This window comes from Aeromicrobium sp. PE09-221 (assembly GCF_002174305.1).
Lineage (GTDB): Bacteria > Actinomycetota > Actinomycetes > Propionibacteriales > Nocardioidaceae > Aeromicrobium.
In genome coordinates this window covers 75,664-93,377 of record NZ_MIJB01000009.1, presented here as the reverse complement: position 1 = coordinate 93,377, position 17,714 = coordinate 75,664, and the positions used below count along the sequence as shown (strand labels likewise).

Here is a 17,714-nt window from a genome sequence, read left to right as displayed (position 1 = left end):
CACCGCGTACCGCGGCGCGTCAGCGCGTCGTCAGGACGTGGGCGTAGTTCGCGATGGCGAGCCCGCCCATATTGTGCACGGCCGCGACACGCGGGTCCGGCAGCTGCGAGGCACCTGCCGTTCCCGTGAGCTGCATCGCCGCCATGATTATCTGCGACACACCGGTCGCGCCCACGGGATGGCCCTTGGACTTCAACCCGCCCGACACATTGACCGGCAGCGCCCCCTCGCGACCGAACCATCCGTCGCGCGCCGCCTCTATCGCGCTCATACCCTCGGGAACCAGGCCGAGGACGTCATAGAGGACCAGTTCGGCGATCGTGAAGCAGTCGTGCAACTCCACGAAGGACAGGTCCCTCTGCCGGACACCGGCGGCGCCGATGGCGCGCTGCCAGGCCGTGGCGGAACCGGCGAAGGCGATCGGATCGCGGCGCGCGGCCGGGAGGAAGTCATTCGCCTGCCCCCATCCGGCGACCGCAGCGCCGCTGGTGTGCGCATCCGACGAGGCGTCTGCGGCGGTGCTCAGCACGATCGCCGCCGCACCGTCGGAGACGGGCGAGCAGTCACTGCGCCGCAGTGGCGCGGCGACCATCGGGTTCGTCGCCGATACCGTGCTGCACTCCTCATAGGTGAGCTCGCGCCGCAGGTGGGCCAGCGGATTCGAGGCCCCGTGACGGTGGTTCTTCTCGGCGATACGCGCCATCGCGTCCCCCGGATCGCCGATTCTCCCCGCGTAGGCGGTGGCGACCTCGGCGAAGAGCCCGGCGAAGCCGACGGAGGATGACGTCCCCGCGTGATCGTAGTCGGCTCCGATGAGTGCAGAGCCGACGAGCTGCGGATCCAGCCCCGTCATCTTCTCTGCCCCGACCACGAGTACACGGCGGGCCGATCCCGAGAGGACCGCCTTGATACCGGTCTGAAAGGCGGCTGCGCCCGAGGCACAGGCATTCTCCACCCGCGTCGCGGGAACCCCGGCGAGCGCATCGTGGGTCTGCAGCACGAGCGAGGAGGAGAAGGCCAGCGGCTGCATGCCGGCATTGAAGTGGCCGAGCACGATCTCGTCGATGTCACCAGGCGCGAGACCCGCCGAGGCGATCGCGTCCGCCGCTGCCTCCACGATGAGCTCCTCGAGAGTGGACTCGTGCTTGCCGAATCGCGTGTGACCCCATCCGCTCACCACGAACTCCCCACGGTTCCTCATGCGGCCACCTCCTGCGCGGCGCGATGTTGCGCGATCCGGTCGGCCTCGGCGGAGCGTTCGAAGTCGCTCGGCTTCAGGACCAGGAGCGCGGCGATCGAGAGCAGTCCGGTGGCGACGAAGAAGTAGCTCGGCGAGGTGATGCTGCCGGTGCTCTCGATGAGAGCCGCGGCGACCAGCGGCGCACTCCCTCCGAAGACGGCCACCGGGACGTTGTAGGCCACCGCGATGCCCGTCGAGCGGATCCTGGTCGGGATGAGCTCCGTCATCGTCGCGTAGGTCGACGAGGCGTACAGGCCGAAGGAGAGCGCACAGGCCATCAGCGGGAAGAAGAAGGTCGTCGGGGTGGCCCCCGGTGCGGCCAGGAAGAACCACAGCATCGACAGCGTCGCCATCGCGGCCGTGACCAGCAGGAAGGGACGCCGGCCGTATCGATCGGTGAACGCACCTCCCAGAGGCATGACCGCGGCCGCGGTCGAGGCGGCGACGATCACGAACCAGAATCGCGTCGACGAGCCGAAGCCCAGGGTGTTGCTGAGGAAGGTCGAGGCGAAGGTCAGCACCAGGTAGAAGATCGAGGCGTGGACGGTGATGATGCAGAAGACCAGGACCAACGCACGCCGCCACCGCATGCACGCACGCAGCGGCGCCTTCTCGGTGTGCCCGGCCTCGGCGAGCGCCTGGAACTCGGGGCTGTCCTCGAGCTTGAGGCGGATATAGGCGGCGATCATGCCGAGCGGGCCGGCGATCAGGAAGGGGATCCGCCATCCCCAGTCGTGCATCGTCTCGTCACCCAGCACGGCACTGAGCCCATTGGCGACGAAGCTGCCCAGCAGCAGGCCGAGCACAGCTGTGACCATCAGCCAGCTCGTCGAGTAACCGCGTCGGCCGGGGCCCGCGTACTCGGCGATGAAGGTCGTCACCGTGCCGATCTCACCACCGGCCGACAGCCCCTGGAGGCAGCGCAGCAGCACGAGGAGCACCGGCGCGAGCACCCCCACGGCAGCATAGGTGGGAAGCACGCCGATGAGGCAGGTCGAGCCCGCCATCAGCACCATGACGATCGTGAGCGTCGCGCGGCGTCCGATCCGGTCCCCCAAGGGGCCGAAGAACAGGCCGCCGAGGGGTCGCATGAAGAAGCTCAGGGCGAAGGCCGCGAAGCTGCTCAACAGGCTGACACCCGGTGACGACGAGGCGAAGAAGACCTGCCCCATCACGACGGCGAGGAATCCATAGATCCCGTAGTCGTACCACTCGATGAGGTGGCCGGAGATCGCGCCGACGAACGCGCGCCGGCGGCGTTGAGGGGAGATCGCGGGAGCGGACATCAGTGTTCTCCGTTCGTGGGAGTGTCGAGCTTGAAGCGCCGGACCTTGCCGACGCTGGTGCGCGGGAGTTCGGCGATCACATGCCATTCCCGTGGTCGAGCCGCCTTGGCGAGGTGCTGCGTCGCCCACACCTCGAGTGCGGCGAGGTCCGGAGGGCTCGCCTCGTCTCGGGGCACGACATAGGCGACGGGCACCCGGTCGCGGATCGGGTCGTCCTGGGCCACCACGGCGGCCTCCAGCACGCCGGGAGCCTGTGCGAGCGCCGCCTCCACCTCCGTCAGTGACACGTTCTCACCGGCGACTTTGATGACGTCGTCGTTGCGTCCGACGAAGCGCCACCCACGCGCTCCGTCGTCGACGGCAAGATCACCCGTCAACAACCAGTCGACTCCCTCGTCGTCCTGGACGAGGGTCCGTGCCGTCGCCTCCGGATCATCGAGGTACTCAGCGAAGAGATCATCGCCGCGGCGTCCGGCTACCGCGATCATCCCCGTTTCCCCGGTGGGCACCGGCTCGAGCGAGGCTCCCCGGACGAGTCGGGCGATGCGCCCCGGGACAGGGTGTCCGATGAGATCGTGGACGGGCTCGGCGCTGCGGTCGTAGGTGACCACCGGGACCGTCTCGGTCATCCCGTAGAGCTGTCGGGGGGTGACCCCCGCGAGCTCGGCGAACTGCCGGTGATGTTCGGCCCCCAGATTCTGGGCGAACCAGACATGCTCGAGGCGGGCCGGTCGCTGCTGGGCCGGCGTGCGCGCCAGGATCATGCGCATCGGTGCGGCGAAGAGGCTCGCGTGGGTGGCCTCCACGGCGATCGCGTCAGACACCCAGCGGGATGCCGAGAAGCCGGCGGTGAGGGCGACGCTGGCCCCGACGGCGATCGCCGACGCGAAGCAGTAGTACTGGGCGTTGCCGTGGAAGAGCGGAAGCGTCACGAACCAGCGATGCTCAGGCCTCAGGCGCGCCGCCTCGGCCATCGTCACTGCGACGCAGTGGTAGTTGCGCTGGGTGAGCACGACTCCCTTCGGTTGGGACGTCGTGCCCGAGGTGAACATGATGGCGAGACGATCACGCTCGCCGGGAGCGGTCTTCGAGCCCGCCACCGTGTCACCCGTCAGCCAGCCGTCGATATCGCGAGCCGACTCCTCCAGTTCCCACAGTGGACCGTCGAATGCCTCGGTTCCACTGCGATACACCGCGCCCCGCGACCGGCCGTATACGCCGAGGCGGGCGCCGGTGCGCGCGAGCTGCTGGCGGATCTCGCGACCGGCGGCCGTGGGATCGACGGGAACGATCCATGCCCCGAGCCGCGCGGCGGCCAGCCAGATCGCCACGAAGGCCGGGCAGTTCCGCAGGCACAGGTGGATTCCGTCCCCGGCGCCCACGCCGGCCTCGCGGAGTCGCACGATCACGGCGTCGACGGCGCGGTCGAACTCGCCGTAGGTCCAGGAGCTGACCGCGTCGTCCTCGTTCTGGAAGATCAGGAATGGACGCGTGCTGTGCCGCTCGCGGGCCCGGTCCCATAGGGCGCTGAAGGTCGAGGCGGATCCGGCGGGTGGCGCGGGTGGCGCTCCCTGCCACTGGGCCGTTCTGGACATCGCGTACCTTTCTGTGATGACGATCACGCAGTAGTAGTTTCCCGACAGCATGAGTCGGTGGCTACGGCGAAATCGCCAAAGTTCACGCTCCTCGTCGTGGATTTCTCCAATCAACGGAAGGACCGACCCTCCATGCTGACCCTGGCCGATATCGCCGACGATCTGCAGAGCGAGGTGCACGAGCTCGCGGCACGAGCCGCCGAGAGCATCTATGCGGAGCTGCCGGACTACGTGTCGATCAGCCGCGACGAGCTCCTCGGCTCGATCCACACCAATGTGAGCCGTGGGGTGGCCTGTCTGCGTGCGCGCCGAGCCCCCCTGGACGACGGGGAGGGCGAACCCCAGCGCACGACGCGGCGGCGGATGGAGCAGGGCATGCCCATCGACGCCATCATCCGGGCGTATCGGCTCAACCTCACGGCGATCCACCATCGGTTCATCGAGGTCGCCCGGCAGCGCTCGCTGGACCCCGAGGAGACGCTCTTCGGCTCGAGCCTCCTGTGGGAGGTGGGCGATTGGTTCATGGACCTCGCCGTCCGCGAGTATCGTGCCCATGCCGTGACCGACGAGGTGCGCCGCAATGTCGAGAAGGCCGATGTCCTACGCGCCTTCGGCGATCGCGAGGGCGACCATGAAGGGACACTGCGACGAGCGGAGGCACTGGGACTGGATCGAGGACAGCGCTATCGCATCGTCATGACGGTGTGCGAGTCACACGATCCGTGGGTGCGGAAGGTCGAGAGCCATGGAGCGACGCCCGAGTCCCCGGCGCTCGCCGCCTCACTCGGCTCATTCGCCGTGGGCATCGTGGCACGCGACCCACGCGAAGCCCTCGTCTCCGGGTCGATCGCGGCAGGAACGCTCGAATCCCTGGAGCACATCGGTCGGTCCTGGCGGTCAGCACGACGCGTCCTCGCCCAGACCGATGCCGTCCCCGGCAGCTGGCTGGACGCGACGGAGATCACCTGGCGCATGGCCGTACCCGAGGAACGCCTGGTCCACGAGCTGATCTCGGACAAGTACCTTCCCGCGCTGGCGGGTGAGCATCGCTTCGGCAGAGTCCTCTTGGACAGCGTCTGGACCTATCTGGAGAGCTCGCAGAGCATCCGTCAGGCCTCCCAGCGCCTGGTCGTCCACGAGAACACTTTGCGTCACCGGCTCCAACGCTTCCAGCAGCTCACGGGCGCCGACCTCGCCGATCTGCACACCGTCGTCGAGCTGGCTTGGCTACGAGAGGCCGTGCGAACGAGGGCGATGCCGCTCCCGTGAGCCCGTCCTCACTCCCCGCTGGCCGTGATCCGCACCAGCACGCCGCGCCCCTCGAACGATCGCCGTTCACCGACGTGGAGGCGGGAGTGCCGGTCAAGCTTCTCGGCGAGGGCATCGATCTGAGCATCGTCGCCCAGTTGCAGCAGCATGCTGCCGCCCGGCAGGAGATGTCGGTCCGCCAGGGCCAGACAGGAGCGAGCGATCCTGAGCCCGTCGTCGCCGCCGTCGATCGCGCCGACGGGATCCTCGGGAAAACGCTGCACCTCCTCGCTGCGTACCCACGGAGGATCGGCGAGGACGAGAGCGAACCGCTCGCCCGGTCCGATGCACCGCTCCATCTCACCCTGGCGCACCGTCACCCGGCCGCTCAATCCCGCCGTCTCGGCATTGAACGAGGCGAAGTCGCAGGCGATCGGATTGCGGTCGACCATCACCAACCGGCGATCGGAGCCCCGGACGGCGAGCAGGCCGATCTGCCCGGCACCGGCACACAGCTCCAGCACCGGCCCGGCTGGCGCTGTCGCCAGCAGTTCCTCGGCCCACCAGGACTGTGCCACCGTCCAATCCCGTGGATGCAGAACGCGGTCGTCGAAGACGATCTCCAGTCCGCCGAACGTCATGGTCGATCTCGGGCGCGTCTGCTTCACGGTCACCTCCGTCATGTCGGCCTATGGGAGAACCGACGGCTCGCTCTCCATGATGCGGGTCCACACACGCAGCGCATCTCGTGGCCGCTTCCAGTCACGACGGGCCACCGCCACCGGCATCGGCGGATCGACCACCGTGGCCGGCTCGAATCGCCGGTGGTAAGCGCCACCCGCCTGCCTCCGTGAGCTCAAGAACGCGGTTTCAACGGTGACGTCGCCGGACCCTCGAGCACGCTTCCGTCGGGGGCGAAACGCGAACCGTGCAACGGGCAATCCCACGACTTCTCGGCGTCATTCCACGCGACGACACCGCCGAGATGGGGACAGACAGCCGAGACCGCGCAGGTCGCGCCGTCGACAGTGGAGACCCCCACCGGACCGGCCGCGCTGCGGGCCACCAGGCCGGCTCCCTCCGGTGGTGTCCGCCGAGAACTCGCGCCCGTCCGGAGCCAACCGGTCGTCGCATGAGCACCGACCTTGGCATTGACCATCCCGGTCCGCGCCAGAACGGCAGGACCGGGAGCGCGGCGCTCCAACGCCTTGCCCCAGGCCGGCGTCTCGTCCCCCAGCAACTGGGCCGCGAGCCGAAGTGCCGCACCTGCGGCATTGGTCATCCCCCACTTGGCGTAGCCCGTCGCGGCGAAGACACGTCCCCCGGTTCCGGGAACAGCGCCCACCACGGGCATCGCATCTACCGGGGCGTAGTCCTGGGCGGACCACCAGTGGGTCTCCTGCGCACCGGGAAAGTGACGATGACTCCACTCGCGCAGATCCTCTACCTGTCCCAGCTCGGAGCGGATGCGCCCCACGCCGTGACCGTTGCCGCCCACCAGGAGCTGTTCGGTCCCATCCGGCCGCGGTGCCGTTCTCAGGGAGCGGGTGGGCTGATCCACCGACAGGTACATGCCCGTCGGTGCGTTGGAGACTCCGCGGAACGAGATGGCGTAGGAGCGTTGCGGCTCCATCAACGCGAAGTACAGGCCTCGATCCAGGATCGGGATTCCCGTCGCCAGAACGACTCGATCGGCGCGGAGCTCGCCAGCCTCGGTCTGGACGATGCACGGCCGCCGAGCACGCACTCCGGTGACACGGATGCGGTGATGCAGACGCCCGCCCCAGCTCCGCAGTTCGGCACGCAGCGCCGCGAGAACCTGCACCGGGTCGAACTGTGCCTGGTCGGCGAGACGCACCCCCGCGAGGGTTTCGAAGGGCAGGGCGAGATCATCGACCCATTCGGTCGCCAGGCCGGCCTCGTGCGTGTGGTCCAGCTCCCGCCGTAGGGTCATCACGCCGTCAGGGGTGGTCGCGTAGCTGTACGCGGGGCGCCGCTGTACAACGACGCCGTGCGCAGCACAGTACTGCAGGAGCCATTCTTGACCGGCCGTGTTGGCCGCGACATAGGCCCGGGCCGTCTCAGCGGAGTGGTAGCGCCGGAGGGCGGAGAGATGGCTGCCCTGCAGCAGGCTGAGCTTGGCGGTGGTGTTGCCGGTGGCCACCGCTCCGGGATAGCGGGCCTCGATCACGGTGACCTGTCGTCCCGCGCGGGCGAGCAGCACTGCCGTCACGAGCCCGGTGAGACCCGCCCCGATGACGGCATCCTGGACCCCGAGCTCCGGCGCCCAGGGGTCATCGGTCGGTTCTTCGGTTCCGGCCAGCCACAGGGACGTCATACCGCGTTCCTACCGGGTACCGGCAGCTGTCGCAAAAGATAGACGAGCTGCGCCGGCACAGCTCTCTCCCATCGCGACCTCGCGACGGCAGGCTTACTCCACCACGCGATCGACCCGGGTGTAGACATTCATCGACTCGCCGCGCAGGAAGCCGACCAGGGTGAGTCCCGAATCCGCCGCCAGCTCCACCGCGAGCGAGGACGGAGCGGATACCGCGGCGAGGATCGGGACCCCGGCCATGATGCTCTTCTGGACCAGCTCGAAGCTGGTCCGTCCGGAGACCTGCAACACGGTGCCGTTCAATGGCAGCCGGTCGTTGAGCACCGCCCAGCCGATGACCTTGTCCACCGCGTTGTGGCGGCCGACGTCCTCACGCACGACCAGCGCCTCGCCCGTGGCCGCATCGAAGAGGCCCGCGGCGTGCAGTCCGCCGGTCTTGTCGAACACGGCTTGATGCTCCCTCAACAGATCGGGCAGCCGCGCCAGCCGCTCGATATCGATCTCCGCGGGATCATCGGCGACCCGATAGGCCGAGACCGTCTCCACCGCCTCAATACTGGCTTTACCGCACACCCCGCACGAGCTGGTGGTGTAGAAGGCCCGAGCGATGTCCGGAGCGGGGAGCGGCACTCCCGGGGCGAGCCCGATGTCGAGCACGTTGTAGGTGTTCTCGGCACCACCGGTGCCCGGACCGCCGCAGTGGATGGCCGAGCCGAACTCCTCGCCCCTCGCGATCACCCCCTCCGAGACGAGGAAACCGGCGGCCAGCTCGACATCGTGGCCAGGGGTGCGCATGGTGACGGCCAGCGGGTTACCGCCGATGCGGATCTCCAGCGGTTCCTCGACGGCCAGCGTGTCGGGGCGGATCCGCTGTCCACCGCCGACGGTGAAACGCGTCGTGCGCCACCGTCTGGTGATCGAGCCCACGGTGCTCAGCCGCGGCCGGCGGTGACCGGCGCACCGACGGTCTCCAGCCGCACCACGACGCTCTTGGAAGCCGGCTGGTTGCTCACCTCGGCGACGCTGTCGAGGGGCACCAGGACATTGGTCTCCGGGTAGTACGCGGCGGCACAGCCCCGCGGCGTCGGATAGGCGACAACCTCGAAGCCGGGGGCACGGCGCTCGACGTCATCGGACCACACGCTGACCAGGTCGACGCGGTCGCGCTCTGCCAGGCCCAGTTCGTCCATGTCCTCGGCGTTGACCAGCACCACGCGGCGGCTGCCGTGGATCCCCCGGTAACGGTCGTTGTTCGTATACGGCACGGTGTTCCACTGGTCATGCGAGCGAAGCGTCTGCAACAGCAGATGCCGCGGCGGTGCGGTCGGCGCTGAGCCATCGTTGCGGGTGAAGATCGCCGTGCCGGTCCGCGTGGGGAACATGCCCTCGTTGACCGGATTGGGCAGTCGAAGACCGCCCGGACGGACCACCCGCGCGTTGAAATCGTGGAATCCGGGGACGATACGCGAGATCCGGTCGCGGATCGTGCCGTAGTCGTCCTCGAACTCCTGCCACGGAATGTCGACCGTGTCGTGCACGGTCTTGTTGGCCAGCCGCGCGAGGATCGCCACCTCGCTCAGCAGCACTCGCGAGGCGGGCTCCAGCCGTCCGTGCGATGCGTGCACCTCGCTCATCGAGTCCTCGACGGTGACGAACTGCTCCCCACTCGCTTGCACGTCGATCTCGGTCCGGCCGAGGGTCGGCAGAATGAGGGCAGTCTCACCACAGACGGTGTGGGAACGGTTGAGCTTCGTGGAGACGTGAGCGGTGAGGCGGCAACGTCGCATCGCCTCCTCGGTGACCGCGCTGTCAGGGGTGGCGCGGACGAAGTTGCCGGCCACGCCCAGGAAGACCTTGATGCGGCCCTCGTGCATCGCGCGGATCGTGTTGACCGCGTCGAATCCGTGGTGTCGCGGGGGCTCGAAACCGAACTCATCGCGCAATGCGTCGAGGAAGTGGTCGGGCATCTGCTCCCAGATCCCCATCGTGCGGTCACCCTGGACATTGCTGTGCCCGCGGACCGGGCAGGCACCCGCACCGGCACGGCCCACATTGCCGCGCAGCAGCAGGAAATTGACCATCTCCCGGATCGTGGGGACGGCGTGGCGATGCTGGGTGATCCCCATCGCCCAGCAGACCACGATGCGATCGGCGCGCAGCACCTCGTCGCGAACCGCCTCGATCTCCGCACGGCTCAATCCGGTCTCGGCGAGCACCGTGTCCCAGTCCGTCGACCGGGCATGCTCCGCGAACTCCTCGAAACCGCTGGTGCTGGCCGCGATGAAGTCATGATCCAGCACCTCGCCGGGGCGGGCGTCCTCGGCCTCGAGCAGCAGCCGGTTGAGGGCGCGGAAGAAGGACAGGTCTCCCCCGAGGCGGATCGGAAGGTACTGGTCGGCGATCGGGACACCGCGGCCGATGACGCCACGGGGCTTCTGCGGGTTCTTGAAGCGGAACAGTCCGGCCTCGGGCAAGGGATTGACCGCGATGATGCGCGCGCCGTTACGCTTCGCCTCCTCCAGCGCCGAGAGCTGGCGAGGGTGATTCGTGCCCGGATTCTGGCCGACGACGAAGATCAGATCGGCGTGGTGCAGGTCCAACAGGCTCACGGTCCCCTTGCCCGTGCCGAGGGTCTCGCTCAGAGCGGTGCCGCTGGACTCGTGGCACAGATTGCTGCAGTCGGGCAGATTATTGGTGCCGAAGGCCCGGGCGAACAGCTGCAACACGAAGGCGGCCTCATTGCTCACGCGACCGGACGTGTAGAAGGCCGCCTCATCGGGAGAGTCCAGGGCGCGCAGTTCGGTGGCGACCATTTCGAGGGCATCGTGCCAGCTGATCGGCACATAGTGATCGGAGCCGGGACGCTTGACCATGGGCTCGGTGAGCCGCCCCTGCCGGTTCAGCCACTCGTCGGACTGCTGGGCCAGCTCCGAGACGGGATGCTGCGCGAAGAAGTCGGCGGTGACGCGACTCGACGTCGCCTCGTCGTTGATGTGCTTGGCACCGTTCTCGCAGTACTCGTTCTTGTGCCGGTGCCCCGGAGCGGGATCGGGCCAGGCGCAACCGGGGCAGTCGATACCGTCGACCTGGTTCATGTTCAGGAGCGTCAGGGCGGTGCGCCGCGGGGAGGTCTGCTCCAGCGAGTACTGCAACGCGTGAGCGACAGCGGGAACGCCCGCGGCCCACGTCTTGGGTTCGCTGACCGACAGCTGCTCGTCGGAGTCGCCGTTCGGGGTGCTGCTCATCGCCATCGCCTCTCGTAGATCGTCGGATATCGGCCGGATCGGTTCACCCGTGCGGCCACGTGGGCGACCGGGGCGCAGGCTCGCCGGGCTGCCGCACACGGCCCTCGTGGATCGCGCCCCGCCATGCGGCACCGGACTCGCCGAGACCTTGGATGAAGCCCTTGAAAGCGCCGAGCTCCCGGCGCAGAGCGCGTTCAAGGATCCCCCGAATCGGCCCGCTCCCTCCCGAGCCGAGACGGATCCTCACCAAGACCCGCGTGCGGCCCTCGGAGATCTCGGAGAAGACGACCTCTCCCTCGTGCTTGGGGCGCACGTCGAGGCTGCGCCACCGCAAGCTCTCGTCGGGATGCTGTTCGAGGATCTCCGTGTGGAAGTCACGATGCAGCGGGCCGATGCCAACGCGCCAGCGAGTGACCGTGGGACTCACGTGGTGGACCGCTCGCACCGCGGACATGAACCGGGGGAAGCTCTCGAACTGCGTCCACTGGTCGTAGGCAGTGCGCAGAGGCACATCGACCTCGCTGTGCGCTTCGATCACGACCATGCTGCGCCTCCGTCGGGATGCCGTCGGTCAGCGGCGCCGGGGGCGCCGCGAGTTCCTCCATCGTAGCCTCGACCGGCCCGGCTCACCCCGCGCCGCTCGGGCGGGCGGGACGTCGCTCACGTCGCCATCGTCCTCATCCCAGCCGCCCGACACCATGCCTCGCATCCGTCGTAGGTGTCGGAGGGTTACGGCAGGCTGAGGTCATGACCAGCTATGTCTCCCACACCTCGGTCGACTGTGGCGACGCCTACGCGCTCGCGCTCTTCTGGAAGGAGGTCCTGGGATACACGGAGCTGCCCGATGAGCCGCTCCGCGCCAGAGAGGAGGAGTGCCTCATTCTCGACCCCGACACCGGCCACCAGATCCTCTTCATCGAGGTGCCCGAGCCGAAGTCCGTCAAGAACCGCATCCATTTCGATCTGCGTCCCCGTGAGGGGACGCGCGATGCCGAGCTCGAGCGACTTCTCCGGCTCGGTGCGACGCAGGTAGCGGACCACCGCGGGCAGTACGGCCCCGGCACGGGGTGGGTGATCCTGGCGGATCCGGAGGGCAATGAGTTCTGCATCCTGCGCTCTGAGGCCGAGATCGACACCTGACCGGGCACTCGCGGAGGATGTCAACGGTGGACGCCCCGCGCAGCCGACGTACACGCGAGCCTCACGAGCGGCGGTGCGCGAGCGGGATCCTCAACGCCGCCGATCCCGGTGGACACGCCGACGCCGTTCACCGCGCTGGTGCGCCGCCGAGAGACCTCCGCGAGCCGGTCGCGGCGCCTCGATGACGGCGTGGCTCTCGGTGATGGCAGCGGCCAGCCGTTCGAGGGTCGGATGGGCGAAGAAGTCCAGCACGGTGACATCGATGCCGTCCTCCGCGAGCCGGCGTTGCAGCTGCACGACCGTCAGCGAGGTCGCGCCGAGATCGAAGAACCGCGCCGACGCGTCGACGGCCGATACCGTACACCCGAGTTCTTCGGCGAGATGCTCACGGATCGCGCTTGCCACATCGCGCACCGGCCCAGCGCGTCTCGCTGGCGCCGCACGGGGTGTCTCCGCCTCGGCATAGGCGGCGGGGGCGGCGCGCAGCTCGTCGAGGAAGTCCGTGAACGACGCGTCGAGGAATCCCGGTGGAAAGGCCGCATCGACGCCATCCCAGCGCACCACCAGATCGTCACCGTCCTCGAATGCCTGCACGTCGAGCGCGACATTGGGTGTCTGACTCACCGCGTGCACGACGGTCCCCCAGCGTTCGAGCAGCCGCCCTGCATCACGGCTGACGCCGTCGCCACCCACGCTGCTGCCGATGCCGCTGGAGAAGGCGACCGGGAATCGGCTGGACCGCCCCAGCCGCGCCAGCTCGCGCAGGGTGTGGTTGCCGTGCACTCCGTGGACGCCGACCGCGTGCTCGAGGTCTGCCCACAGCTCCTCCTGCAGGACCCGCGCGGACTCCGGCAGCGAGCCTCCGCCGCCCGGCAGCGCCGCGAGGACCGTGGTGGTGTAGTCGCCGATCACACCATTGTGCGCGGCGGGACGGTCGAACACCGTGACCACGACCGTGTGGTCCTGGCCGTTCGTCACCCTTCCGAGCGCGGCTCCGAGGGCGGCGAGCAATAGCCCGGTCGGCGTGGTCCCTCGTCCGGAGACGGCATCGCGCAGAGGCCTCCACCAGCCCGCCTCGAAACGGTGTTCACGGCGTTCGAAGCGCACATGCCCCTCGACCGGCGCGGTGAGCGGCAGCTCAGGAGGCGGAGGTAGCGTCGCGGCGCGTGCCGCCATGTGCGCCTCCGCGGCTCGGCGCCGGTCGCCGTCACGTGTCGCGGACAGATCGGCGATCCATCGCCGGAATTCCCCCTCAGGTCGCGGGATAGACTCGCCGCCCAGTGCGGCGTGGAGGGAGTCGACGAGAACCACCGCGCTCGTGGCATCACAGAACAGCAGATCGAGGCCCAGGTGCACCCGACTGACCCCGTCGTCGAGCCGACTCACCGCTAGCCGGAGCCCCGGCTCGCGCATCGGGTCGACCACGCGGTGGGACTCCGCCTCACGGATCTCCCGCAACGAGGACTCGCGCGCGCCGTCCCCCAAACCACGCAGATCGCGGACCTCGACCGGTACCCGCCCGCTGGGATCATCCGGCGCGAGTACTGTCTGACGCGCATCGGCGGTCGCGCGTGCCCGCAGCATCGGATGCACGGCGACGACCTCGTCGACGGCGTGCTGGAGATCCTCGGCCCTGATTCCCGGCAGGTCGACCTCGGTGTAGTAGTGCGGGGCAACCGGCGCGCCGAGCCAGTCATCCGCACGGCCTAACAGATAAGACAGCTGCATCTCCGTCATCGCGAAGGGACCACTGTCCGACACGTGACCTGAAGCCGTTGTCGACGCTGGGTGATCACGGGTCGCTCGCGGATGTACGCTCGGCTCGCCCAGCGCGACCTCCACGGCGACCCCTCCCCCACGTGACGTCCACCGCGTCTGTGCCGTCCGGCCCGCATCTTTCGTCCACCGCTCGATCGCGCGCAGCCAGTCCGTCAGTGCCATCAGCTCCTCGGGGTCCGGCGAGCATACGGGCACACGGAGGACCACGGACGTCTCTGGCAGCGGGGGCACCGCATCCGGAGCACTGTAGGCGGGCTCGGACTCAGCCATCGGCTCAATCGGTGTTTCAGCCACCACCGTCGCACTGCGGGGAACATCTTCGAGCACATCGCGGACGGTCCGCTCTCCGAGCAGCTCACGCACCGGTGGCCGCCAGCCGCAGGCATCCTCGACGGCATTCGCGAGCCGGACGGCGTCGAGCGAAGTGGCGCCGGATTCGAGCAATGTCCGGTCGAGCGCGACACTGGCACCCAGCACCTCGTACGCCACGGCGGCGAGCCCCGGGACATCACCCGCCGGCGCGGTATCGGCCGGGACATCCTCGGGAGTCATCCCCTCCTCGCCCTCTGCCGGCAGCACCGAGTCCCCCGGACGCACGGTCTCGTCCGCCACGGGGCGAGCGAAGGCGGCCGGCAGGCTGCCGTGGTCGACCTTGCCGTTCGCCGTCACAGGCAGTGCCGGCAGGACCTGGATGCGGCTAGGGATCATGTAGGACGGCAGGTAGCTCCGCACCTCCTCGCGGAGCCGGCGCGGGCCCTCGGCGGGGTCGTCGGGAGCAGCGACCCATGCGACGAGCCGCGGCCTGCCATCGGGACCTGGCACCGAGGCGGCGACAGCCTGCCGCACCCGCTCACATCGTGCGAGTGCCGCCTCTACCTCACCGAGCTCGATCCGGAAGCCCTGGATCTTGATCTGCCGGTCGACCCGTCCGAGGAACTCGATCGTCGCATCGGAGCGCCAGCGTCCGAGATCGCCGGTGCGGTAGAGGCGTTCGCCGAGCACCGGATGCACGCCGAAGCGATCTGCGGTCTGCTCCGGATCTCCGACATAACCCTCGGCGACACCGTCGCCGCCGATGAACAACTCCCCGGTCTCGCCGACATGGCACGGGCGTCCGTCGGCGAGCACGTGGAAGGACTGGCCGTCCAGCGGGCGCCCGTAGGGGATGCTCGACCAGTCGGGATCGACCCGGCCGATCGGATAGGTGATCGACCATATGGACGCCTCGGTGGCACCGCCGAGCGAGTGCACGCTCGCGCCCGGCACCAGGGCGCGCAGGCGATCCGGAAGCGTGACGGGGATCCAGTCCCCCGAGAGCATGACGACGCGCAGTGACGCCAGGTGTTCGGCCGATACCGGATCGTGCTCGGCGTGCTCGACGAGCATCTCCAGCAGGGCAGGGGCGGTGTTCCAGATCGTCACCCCGTGCTCGCCGACGAGCCGGGCCCACGCGGCAGGGTCGCGGAGCTCCTCGGTGGCCGGCAGCACCATCGCTCCCCCGGCGCCGAGCAGCCCGAACACGTCGAACACCGACAGGTCGAAGGTGAGGGCCGACACGGCGAGCACCCGGTCGTCCGGGCCGACACCGTAGCGCCGCACGATGTCGTCGATGGTGCAGCGCGCCTGCCGGTGGGTGACCGCGACGCCCTTGGGCTCACCGGTCGATCCGGACGTGAAGATCGCGTAGGCGAGGTCGTCGGGACGCGCCCCCGGATCATCGGCAGCCTGCTCCGAGGGCCCGGGCCCGGTGGTCCGGCCGTCGGCCGTGAGGCGGACGAGCGTCTGCAGGCCGAGCAGCGCCTCGGGCTTGGCGCCATCGGGGACGATCGCCCATCGCGCACCGGAGCGCCGCACGACGGACTGCAGGCGCGACGCCGGCCACTGCGGGTCAACCGGTACGTACCCCGCCCCGGCGGCAACGGTGCCGAGCACCGCGACGATCTGCGCCGCCCCCTTGGGCAGGGCGACCACGACCAGGTCTCCCGTTCCCGCTCCCGCCGTCCGCAGCCTCGCGGTGACGACATCGGCACGCTCCGCGAGTGCGTCGTGGCCGAGGGCGATACCGTCCGCGATGACCGCGGGCTCCGGGGTCCGCCACCGTCGGGCCGGGTCTGCGATGAGTGGCCCGGCGCCGGCGAACGGCGACTCGGGTCGTGGTGCCGGCAGGCATCCGGACGGGTCCCATCCGAGTGCCGGTGACCACCACGCGTCCCGGTCGGCCAGTGTCTCGATCAGGCCCGCGACCATGGCGAGGACTCCTTCGACGGTCCCGTCATCGAACGCTCCCTCGACGGCGTCCATCGTCAGCACCAGCTCGCCGCCCTCTTCCCATACGAGGTGGTCCAGGAGGACCTGTGGCGTCTGCGAGACCCCGTAGACCCACTCGCCGAGCCAGCCGTCGTGGTGATCCTCACCCAACCCGATCCCTGAGGTGAAGACGATCGGGAAGTCCGCGGCCGACGGGTCCCGGCCGGCAAGGCGCCGGACCTCCACGCTGCCGACCGAGGCGTGATCGAGCAGGTCGAAGAGGCCCCGTCCGATGTCGCGCGCATAGCCGGCGAAACCATCGCCGGGGCGCTCCTCGGGATCCGGGCAGGCGAGCAGGCCGGTCTGGGCGAACTGGCCGACGGTGTGCTCCGCGCCGACATGGTCGGGACGGCCGGCGAGCGTCAGCGCGAGGGTGTGCCGGCCACCCGTGCCGAACCGGTCGAGCGCCAGCGCGTAGCACGCCAGCGACGTCCCGGTGGCGGTCACCCCGTGATCGGCGGCCCAGTGACGCACCGCCGCCCAGGTCTCGGCTCCGATCCGCGTGCGATGGCGGACGAACCGCCGGTTCGCGCGAGCGCGATTCACCGAAAGGGAGGGAGCCGGGGGCAACGTCACGGCGCGGTCACGCCACCACCGACGATCCTCGTCGGTGGCCCCCACCTGAGCGGCATGCTCCACGAAGCTCACCGTGCTCGGCTCCAGCGGGTGATCCGGATCGTCCACGAGGTGCCCCCACTGCCGCATGAGCAATCGCCAACTGGTGAGGTCGGCGATGAGCGCGTCGAGCCCCACCATCACGCGGACGCGCCCACCCGGCAGAAAGACGGCGCCGACGGCGAACAGCGGTCCGTCCTCCCCGGTCAGCACGCGGTGGCTGCGCTGCTCGCGCAACCGCCCGGCGCGATCGTCCGCATCGGCGGCATCGCGTAGGTCGACACGCTCGAAGACCCAGTCCACGGAGTCACGAAGCAGCTGCCGGCCGTCGCGTGTCACGTCAAGGCGTAGCGCCGGATGGTGATCGATGAGCCGTGACCATGCCTGCTCGAGTCGGTCGCAGTATTCCTCGGGACGAGTTGCCGGGACGGACTCGTACTCGTTGTACCAGTAGGTCGCGACCCCGCCGAGATCGAGCTCGGGGTCCCGACCGGCCCAGTAGGCCGCCTGCACCTCGGTGAGTCGACCCTCGTCGAGGGACGGCCGCAGCCGCTCACCCCGCAGCGGGAGGCTCACGGCCGGTGCGGCATCGCGCACGGCGGTGACGACGGCGTGCACCGTCCGCTCGCCCGTGAGGTCCACGAGCGCCACGGCTTTGCCGAAGCGCTCCTCGACGAGCCGTCGCAGACGCAACGCCTGCCGCGACTCCAGGCCCAGCTCGGCCAGCGTCACGGCCGGATCGGCGTTCTCCACCGCCTCGCCGAGCACCTCCCCGAGAAGACCGAGGACCTCGGCACGCACCTTCTCGTCGTCTCCCCCACCACGGGTCATGTCCACTCCTCCTCTTGCGAGTGATTATCATTATCCATATGCCACCACCCGACAGTGCCGCACCCCTGCGGCCGGTGACTCCCACCTCGT

General features: G+C 69.3%; 11 protein-coding genes. 2 read left to right on the top strand and 9 right to left on the bottom strand.

Features of this window, described 5'->3' with window-relative positions; all coding sequences use genetic code 11:
* Window positions 1-19: 19 nt before the first annotated feature.
* From BHE97_RS04960 to BHE97_RS04950, 3 genes are read right to left on the bottom strand one after another with little or no spacing between them, the layout of a single operon-like run.
* Window positions 20-1,201 (bottom strand): thiolase domain-containing protein, encoded by a 1,182-nt coding sequence (locus BHE97_RS04960; RefSeq protein ID WP_087622918.1) that lies wholly within the window; start codon window positions 1,199-1,201, stop codon window positions 20-22.
* Entirely contained in the window at window positions 1,198-2,526 is a 1,329-nt protein-coding gene (locus tag BHE97_RS04955; RefSeq protein WP_087622917.1) for an MFS transporter, read from the bottom strand. Before BHE97_RS04955 ends, BHE97_RS04960 begins: the two co-directional genes overlap by 4 nt.
* Window positions 2,526-4,121, bottom strand: a complete 1,596-nt coding sequence (locus BHE97_RS04950; protein ID WP_087623087.1) for a class I adenylate-forming enzyme family protein — start codon at window positions 4,119-4,121, stop codon at window positions 2,526-2,528. The genes BHE97_RS04955 and BHE97_RS04950 overlap by 1 nt, the downstream gene beginning before the upstream one ends.
* Before the next feature lie 96 nt (window positions 4,122-4,217).
* On the opposite strand from BHE97_RS04950, the gene BHE97_RS04945 reads away from it, so the two are divergent.
* Window positions 4,218-5,390 carry a helix-turn-helix domain-containing protein gene (locus tag BHE97_RS04945; RefSeq protein WP_140399974.1) on the top strand — a complete coding sequence of 391 codons (1,173 nt, stop codon included), beginning with the start codon at window positions 4,218-4,220 and terminating at the stop codon, window positions 5,388-5,390.
* 8 nt (window positions 5,391-5,398) lie between these two features.
* Here the strand turns inward: BHE97_RS04945 and BHE97_RS04940 are convergent, their stop codons facing one another.
* The 5 genes from BHE97_RS04940 to BHE97_RS04915 form a co-directional block, all read right to left on the bottom strand.
* Window positions 5,399-6,037: a class I SAM-dependent methyltransferase gene (locus tag BHE97_RS04940; protein WP_236757526.1), complete on the bottom strand. Its 639-nt coding sequence runs from the start codon at window positions 6,035-6,037 to the stop codon at window positions 5,399-5,401.
* Between the two features lie 188 nt (window positions 6,038-6,225).
* On the bottom strand, window positions 6,226-7,707 hold the full coding sequence (locus BHE97_RS04930; RefSeq protein WP_087622913.1) for an FAD-dependent oxidoreductase: 1,482 nt from the start codon (window positions 7,705-7,707) through the stop codon (window positions 6,226-6,228).
* Window positions 7,708-7,800: 93 nt separating this feature from the next.
* Window positions 7,801-8,634, bottom strand: coding sequence for a formate dehydrogenase accessory sulfurtransferase FdhD (gene fdhD, locus BHE97_RS04925; RefSeq protein ID WP_087622912.1), 834 nt, complete (start codon window positions 8,632-8,634; stop codon window positions 7,801-7,803).
* 5 nt (window positions 8,635-8,639) lie between these two features.
* Window positions 8,640-10,952 carry an FdhF/YdeP family oxidoreductase gene (locus tag BHE97_RS04920; RefSeq protein ID WP_087623086.1) on the bottom strand — a complete coding sequence of 771 codons (2,313 nt, stop codon included), beginning with the start codon at window positions 10,950-10,952 and terminating at the stop codon, window positions 8,640-8,642.
* A 43-nt stretch (window positions 10,953-10,995) separates the two neighbouring features.
* Window positions 10,996-11,496: an SRPBCC family protein gene (locus BHE97_RS04915; RefSeq protein ID WP_087622911.1), complete on the bottom strand. Its 501-nt coding sequence runs from the start codon at window positions 11,494-11,496 to the stop codon at window positions 10,996-10,998.
* Between the two features lie 203 nt (window positions 11,497-11,699).
* Between BHE97_RS04915 and BHE97_RS04910 the strand changes: the two genes are divergently transcribed.
* Window positions 11,700-12,092, top strand: a complete 393-nt coding sequence (locus BHE97_RS04910; protein WP_087622910.1) for a VOC family protein — start codon at window positions 11,700-11,702, stop codon at window positions 12,090-12,092.
* 90 nt (window positions 12,093-12,182) lie between these two features.
* Here BHE97_RS04910 and BHE97_RS04905 read toward each other — a convergent pair whose 3' ends face one another.
* On the bottom strand, window positions 12,183-17,624 hold the full coding sequence (locus BHE97_RS04905) for a non-ribosomal peptide synthetase (RefSeq protein WP_087622909.1): 5,442 nt from the start codon (window positions 17,622-17,624) through the stop codon (window positions 12,183-12,185).
* Between the last annotated feature and the right edge of the window lie 90 nt (window positions 17,625-17,714).